The 6,284-nt window shown below is 71.4% G+C and carries 8 protein-coding genes; 1 reads left to right on the forward strand and 7 read right to left on the reverse strand.

The window, feature by feature from the left end:
* Positions 1-20: 20 nt before the first annotated feature.
* From TR48_RS38735 to TR48_RS10360, 7 genes are all read right to left on the reverse strand, one after another.
* Positions 21-437, reverse strand: a complete 417-nt coding sequence (locus tag TR48_RS38735; protein WP_052442549.1) for an STAS domain-containing protein — start codon at positions 435-437, stop codon at positions 21-23.
* Between the two features lie 20 nt (positions 438-457).
* Positions 458-763: an STAS domain-containing protein gene (locus TR48_RS10335; RefSeq protein WP_042365693.1), complete on the reverse strand. Its 306-nt coding sequence runs from the start codon at positions 761-763 to the stop codon at positions 458-460.
* 142 nt (positions 764-905) lie between these two features.
* On the reverse strand, positions 906-1,550 hold the full coding sequence (locus tag TR48_RS10340) for a hypothetical protein (protein WP_042365694.1): 645 nt from the start codon (positions 1,548-1,550) through the stop codon (positions 906-908).
* 216 nt (positions 1,551-1,766) lie between these two features.
* Positions 1,767-3,713 carry a molecular chaperone HtpG gene (gene htpG, locus TR48_RS10345; protein WP_042365695.1) on the reverse strand — a complete coding sequence of 649 codons (1,947 nt, stop codon included), beginning with the start codon at positions 3,711-3,713 and terminating at the stop codon, positions 1,767-1,769.
* Between the two features lie 113 nt (positions 3,714-3,826).
* The gene (locus TR48_RS10350) at positions 3,827-4,297 is read right to left on the reverse strand and encodes a hypothetical protein (RefSeq protein ID WP_042365697.1); all 471 of its coding nucleotides are present in this window, start codon (positions 4,295-4,297) and stop codon (positions 3,827-3,829) included.
* 210 nt (positions 4,298-4,507) lie between these two features.
* Complete coding sequence (locus tag TR48_RS10355; protein WP_042365698.1) at positions 4,508-4,864, reverse strand: hypothetical protein; 357 nt, start codon at positions 4,862-4,864, stop codon at positions 4,508-4,510.
* Positions 4,861-5,538 (reverse strand): hypothetical protein, encoded by a 678-nt coding sequence (locus TR48_RS10360; RefSeq protein ID WP_042365699.1) that lies wholly within the window; start codon positions 5,536-5,538, stop codon positions 4,861-4,863. Before TR48_RS10360 ends, TR48_RS10355 begins: the two co-directional genes overlap by 4 nt.
* A gap of 117 nt (positions 5,539-5,655) precedes the next feature.
* Here TR48_RS10360 and TR48_RS10365 point away from each other — a divergent pair, with 117 nt between their 5' ends.
* Positions 5,656-6,108, forward strand: a complete 453-nt coding sequence (locus TR48_RS10365) for an Hsp20/alpha crystallin family protein (protein ID WP_042365700.1) — start codon at positions 5,656-5,658, stop codon at positions 6,106-6,108.
* Positions 6,109-6,284: the final 176 nt, after the last annotated feature.

The following is a 6,284-nucleotide window of genomic DNA, read 5'->3' on the forward strand; positions in this document are numbered from 1 at the left end:
GGTGCGCGGCGGGACTACCGCTATGCGGCGCTGTCCGCCGCGACCAGGTCCCTGGCCGGCACGGGCGCCGCCTCGTGCGGGCGGCGCAGACGGTGCAGCGAGCGGGGGGTGAGCGCCGGTGCGGGTTCGCGGGGGAAGGTCTCGGCGAGTCCGGAGGCCTTGAGGTTCTTGGCGAGTAGAGGGCGTACGCCGCGCAGGACGATGGGGGGCCGGCCGAGCGCGGCCGCTTCGCGCTGGGCGGCGGTCAGCGCGTGCAGTCCGGCGGAGTCGATCAGCACGGCCGAGGTGACGTCGAGGACGAGGGCGTGGTGGGAGAGTTCGGCCATGATGGCGCTGCGCAGGAACGGGGCGGAGGCAGCGTCGACTTCGCCGCGTACGGCGCGGACAGTGCGGCCGTCGGCGTCCCGATGCCGGGTGATCTGCACAGTGGTGTCCACGAAATTCCTCCTGTCTGCTGTTAGGCGGCGGCGCGGAGGCCGGCTCGGGCGGGCGCCTTGACCAAGGTGATACGGCGGCCTGCCAGCACGGCGCGTTCCTGGGCGTTCGTCAGGGCGTCGATGGCGGCCTGGTCGTAGAAGGTGGCGCCGGTCAGGTCGACAGTGACGTGTCGGTGGGCGGCCAGGTGCTGGTCGAGGTCGCGGCACAACTGGTCGACGGTGCAGTAGTCGAGTTCGCCGCGCACCGTGAGCCGGCAGCCTGAGGCGGACGGGCAACGACGAAGGGCGCGCCGTGCGACGGCGCGCAGCGCGGGAGACAGCGGCATGAAGACCTCCTGCACGAGTGGGCGGAAGCTGCTGACGGGGCGTGAGCCGGCGAGTCGGGGTCCGCCGGTCGTGGCGTGGATCAGTGGGTCGTTCGCGACCCTGCGGGGCAGAGCGATGTCCGGGCGTAGGCGACTGCTCGGTTCAGCTGGCCGTGGCCCACTGGACGGGACGCGTGCGGAGCTTGGAGGCGATAGCTGCGTAGCAGCCTCCGGGCAGGTCCGTGACCCAGTCGAACGCGTCGAGGTTGACGCCGTGCTGGGCGGCGGCCTGCAGCATGTCGGCGAGCAGAGCGGTCGCGGCCGCCTTCTCCTCCTCGGTGCCGCGAGTGCTGCGGTGCTCGTCGACGGCGTTGATGCGTTCGGCCAGGTCGCGGCACCTGGCCACGGCGCGGTAGCAGGTGCCGGGTAGGTCGGTGACCCAGTCGAAGGTGTCCAAGGTGATGCCGTGCTTGGCGGCGGCCTGCAGCATGTCCGCGAGCAAAGCGGTCGCGGCCGCCTTGTCCTGCTCGGTGCGCGCCTGGGCGGGGCGACGTGTGGCAGCGGTGTCGACGCGTTGGGTCAGGTCACTGTTCTTCGACACGGCCAGGTAGCAGCCCGCGGGCAGGTCGGTGACCATGTCGAGGGCGTCCAGGTCGATGCCGTGGTGGGCGGCGGCCTGCAGCATGTCGGCCAGGAGCGCGGCCGCGGCGGCCTTGTCCTGCTCGGTGCCGCGGCCGGGGCGGCGCGCCGCGGCGTCGTCGATGCGGTCGGCCAGGGTGCGGTTCTTGCGGTCGGTGTACTGGTACACGCGTCGGTCTCCGGTGTCGGGCGGGTGGGCCGCGCGGGCGTCTGGAGGTCCGGCTCTCGCCATGGCTCGGAACTCGTGGGCGCGCTTCGGAGCGTTCCTGCCCTCCGTTGGGCGCGCTCCGGAGCGTTCCTGCCCTCCGTGCGCGTGCGTCCCGCGCTGCTGGTGCGGGGGTGCGGGCGGCGCCAGCCGATATGCCGGTCCGCACCCCCGCGGCGGCTAGAGAGTCTTGGTGAGGCGCTCGGTGAGGAGTCGGGTGAAGCGCGCGGGGTCGGGCAGGTCCCCGCCTTCGGCGAGCAACGCGCTGCCGTGGACGAGTTCGGCGATCTCCGCGAGCGCGGGATCGTCTGCGTTTGCCTGGTGGGCCTGGCGCAGAGCGGTGACCAGGGGGTGGGTGGGGTTGAGTTCGAGGATCCGCTTCACCGCGGGGAGGTCCTGGCCCATGGCCCGGTACATCTTCTCCAGAGTGGGGGTCAGGTCGTGGGCATCGCCGACCAGGCAGGCGGCGGAGGTGGTGAGGCGGGTGGACAGGCGGACCTGCTTGACGTGCTCGGCCAGGGCCGTCTGCAGCCACGCCGTGAGAGGCGCGTAGTCCTGCTCCTGCTGGGCCTTGGCGGCCTTAGCCTCCTCACTCTCGTCGGCGGTGTCGTCGTCGAGGTCGACCTGGCCCTTGGCGACGGACTGGAACCGGTGGCCGTCGAAGGCCGGGATCTGGTCGGTCCACACCTCGTCGATCGGATCGGTGAGGATGAGGACCTCGTAGCCCTTGGCGGTGAAGGCCTCCATGTGCGGGGAGTTCTCCACCGCCGCGCGGGTCTCGCCGGTCAGGAAGTAGATGGTGTTCTGGCCCTCCTTCATCCGCGCGACGTACTCGCGCAGCGTGGTCGTCTTCTCCGGATCGTTGGTCGAGGCTGCGGAGAGCAGCTCCAGGAGCGCGTCGGTGTTGTCGCGGTCCTCGATCAGGCCTTCCTTGACCACCCGGCCGAACTGCTCCCAGAACTTCGTGTAGTCCTCGGTCCGGGTGGCCTGCATGTCCCTGATCGCGCCCAGCACCTTCTTGACGAGGCGTCGGCGCACCGCGGTGATCTGGCGGTCGTGCTGGAGGATCTCCCGGGAGACGTTCAAGGAGAGGTCGTGGGCGTCGACGACGCCCTTGACGAAGCGCAGGTAGTTCGGCATCAGCGCGTCGCAGTCGTCCATGATGAACACGCGCTTGACGTACAGCTGGACCCCGCGCTTGGTGTCGCGGGAGAACAGGTCGAACGGGGCCTGGGAGGGAAGGAACAGCAGCGCCTCGTACTCGAAGGTGCCCTCGGCGCGCATGTGGATGGTCTCGGCCGGGGCCTGCCAGTCGTGGCTGATCTGCTGGTAGAACTCGCTGTACTCGGCCTCGGTGACCTCGCTGCGCGGGCGGGCCCACAGCGCCTTCATCGAGTTCAGCGTCTCCAGCTCATCCTTGGAGTCCTCGGCACCGGACTCGCCGTCGGTGTCGGCCTTGGCCTCGGCGGGCTCGGTGGCCATGCGGATGGGCCAGCGGATGAAGTCGGAGTACTGCTTGACGATCTGACGGATCTTCCAACGGGCCAGGTAGTCGCCGAGGCCGTCCTCGCTGTCCTCGGCCTTCAGGTGCAAGGTGACGGAGGTGCCGACCGGGAGGCCGTCGGCAGCGGCGATGGTGTAGGTGCCCTCGCCGTCGGACTCCCACACGGTGCCCTGCTCGGTGCCGGCGCGGCGCGTGTGGAGGGTGACCTTGTCGGCGACCATGAACGCGGAGTAGAAGCCGACGCCGAACTGCCCGATCAGGTGCTGCGCCGCCTCCGCGTCCTTCGCCTCCTTGATCTTCGCGAGCAGGCTCGCGGTGCCGGACTTGGCGATGGTGCCGATCAGGTCGACGACGTCGTCGCGAGTCATGCCGACGCCGTTGTCCCGGACCGTCAGGGTGCGGGCGTCCCTGTCGACCTCCAAGGTGATGTGCAGGTCGGAGGTGTCGACGCCGAGGGCGGTGTCGGTGAGGGATTCCAGGCGGAGTTTGTCGAGGGCGTCGGAGGCGTTGGAGATCAGCTCGCGCAGGAAGATGTCCTTGTTCGAGTAGATCGAGTGGATCACCAGCTGCAGCAGCTGGCGGGTCTCCGCCTGGAATTCCAGCGTCTCGGTCGGGCTGGCCACGGGAGGGTCTCCTTCAGGTGGTGGAAAGGGTTGCGGGTCGGGTCGAGCAGCGTGATTCGGGCGGCGTTTCCCGGCCCTGGGGCGCTGAGCTCGTCGGCCCTGATTCGGGGCGTTCAGACGTGGCTTTGGGGTTGGAAGGGCTGCTCGGGCCGACTCTGGCCGGGGCGCGCGGTGCCGTAGCAGGACAGGAACAGCTTCCAGCCGTCGCGGCACTCCAGCGTGGCGCCGTAGCGGACCGCGGGCGGGTTCGGACGCGTGCTGTACCGGTCGACACGGAACACACCCGCAGACGGATCGTCCGCGCCGGCGGCGGTGGCCGTGGCGACCAGGGCCAGCTCGACCGACGCCACCGGAACCGGCGAGCCCGTCAGGTCCGGTACCTCCGCAGTCTCCGGGCCGTCGTCGGCGACGACGGTGGGGGCAGGCCCGGAGGCGCCGGTGATGGTCCACCACACCGTCCCGCCCCCTGCGAAGGTGACTGTCAGTCCGTAAGGGCTGTCGTCCTCGCGTTTGGCGGCGTCGGTGACGCCGGGGACCGAGGGGGCGCGTTCGATGAGCAGTTGCTGCAGGTCGGCTGGAGTCATGGGCGTCGGTACGGGTCGGGGCCGGGCTCGGCCGTCACGGGTCGGCGGAGTTGTCTTGAGGCTGAGGCCGGTGCTTCGGTCCGGGTGCGGCCGGCCAGGTGCTTGATCCAGGTGATGCGGCCGCCGGCGCGGCATCCCCGCCCGGCGCGGCTGGTGGGCGCCTGGCCGCGGCGCGGTGGGCGGCACGGATTCCTCCAGCGTCGTCAGGTGTCAGTAGGCGGTGGTGTAGCGGGCGGGGTCGACGGCGGTGCTCGGGTCGTCTGTGTTGTCGTCCCAGAACGCAGCCGCCGCCTGAAGCGCGTTCCACAGGGCGTGGGCGCGGACCCGGGCGGGCGCGAGCGCGTGAGGGTCGGCGGTGTGGGCGGCCTGGTCGACGTAGTCGAGGATGCCGCGTACGGCGTCCTCGACGCTGTCCTGCAGCTGCTGCGCGTGGGGATGGCCTTTGGCGTGGGCGTCGCGGATGCGCATCCGCAGGAACCAGGTGAGCTTGGCCAGACTCCCAGCTGTGAACGGGTCTTCGGCCCGCAACCGATCCGCGGGCAGGCTGTGCAGAACCGAGGTGCTCATGCGTCGGGTGTGCGGCGCTGCCGGTCGCTGTCGGCGCGCAGCTGTTCGGTGCGGGCGGTGAGCGCGTCGAGGCGGTCGGCGATCTTGGGGTGGTCCGTCCCCAGGAGCGGTCTGGTTTCCGCGAGGGGGGCGAGAAGACGGGCGGGGTCGTTGTCGCCGAGCGCGTCCAGGAGGCGCTCTATGGCGGGGGCGGCCGAGGTGGTGAGGTCGTCCAGGGCGCCGATCTGTCCGGCGAGCCGGCGCAGGTCGGCGGCGTTGTCGCGCGCCCAGGTGGTCACCGCGCGGTCGGCCGCGCGAGCGTCGCGGGCGGCTTGGACGCGCTGTTCACCGGTGCTGCCCGAGGCGGTGCCGGCCGTGGCGTTCGGGCGCAGGCGCAGGTAGCGGCGCTCGGCGGCCTGGCGGCTCTGCACTCCCAGGGGTTCGGCCAGGTCGGCCCAGGTTGCACCGGCGGCGCGGGCGGTCTCGATCAGACCGCTCTCCCAGCCGGCGATCTCCTCGCGCACCTGGCGCAGCAGCATCAGGGCTGCGAGGGCCTGGCGCGGGTCGCTCTGGCCGGCGGCGTCCGGGGGTGCGTGGCGGGCGGTGCGGGCCGCAGCGTCCATCATCCCCAGCGCCGCGGCGGCGGCCAGGAACGACGCCGGCCCGGCCTTCGCGCGGCGGTCCTGCACATCCATGTCGTCACTCTTTCGCTGACTGAGCGTTTGTCATCGACTCGACGACATGCTACAACAGTTTCCGCCCGCACCGCACCGGTGCGACTCGAGAAAACCGTGGACCGGAGGTGTCCGACGATGTTCCTGCGCACTGCGGTGGCCCACCAGGCATCCCCCGGGTCTGGCTCGCGACCCGCGCCGATCCCGATGGACGCCTGGCGCGAGACCGACCGACTGGTGATCGCACTCGACCTGCCCGGCGTCGCGGCCGAGGCCGTCGAGATCGAGGCCCACGGCCGAATGATCACGATCAGGGCCGAGCGCCGTCCCGCACCGCGCGGCCAGAGCGCGCGCACCCGGCGCGCCGAGCGCACCCACGGGCTGTTCGAACGCCGCATCCAGCTCGCGGACGGCCTCGACGCCGCCCGCCTCCAGGCCCATCTGGGCGACGGCGTCCTCACCCTGACCGTCCCCGTCGCCCAGGCCGCACGCCGCCGCAAGATCGCTGTCCACGGCGCCGACCAGCGGCAGACCGAGCGCCAGCGGCAGACCGAGCCAAGCCAGGACGCCGCGACTCCTGTGGCGGCGTGAGCCGGGCAGGGACCACGGCGCGCCCACGGCCCGTCCACCGGGCCCGGTACGGCGCGGCTGCTCAAGACCACCGGTACCCACGCCCTGTTCCCCAGTACGCCTGACCATCCGACGTTGTCGTCCATCGAGCGACACGAAGAACTTGTCACTCAGTAGACGACGTGCTATCACGGATA

It is taken from the genome of Streptacidiphilus neutrinimicus, assembly GCF_000787815.1.
Classification (GTDB): domain Bacteria; phylum Actinomycetota; class Actinomycetes; order Streptomycetales; family Streptomycetaceae; genus Streptacidiphilus; species Streptacidiphilus neutrinimicus.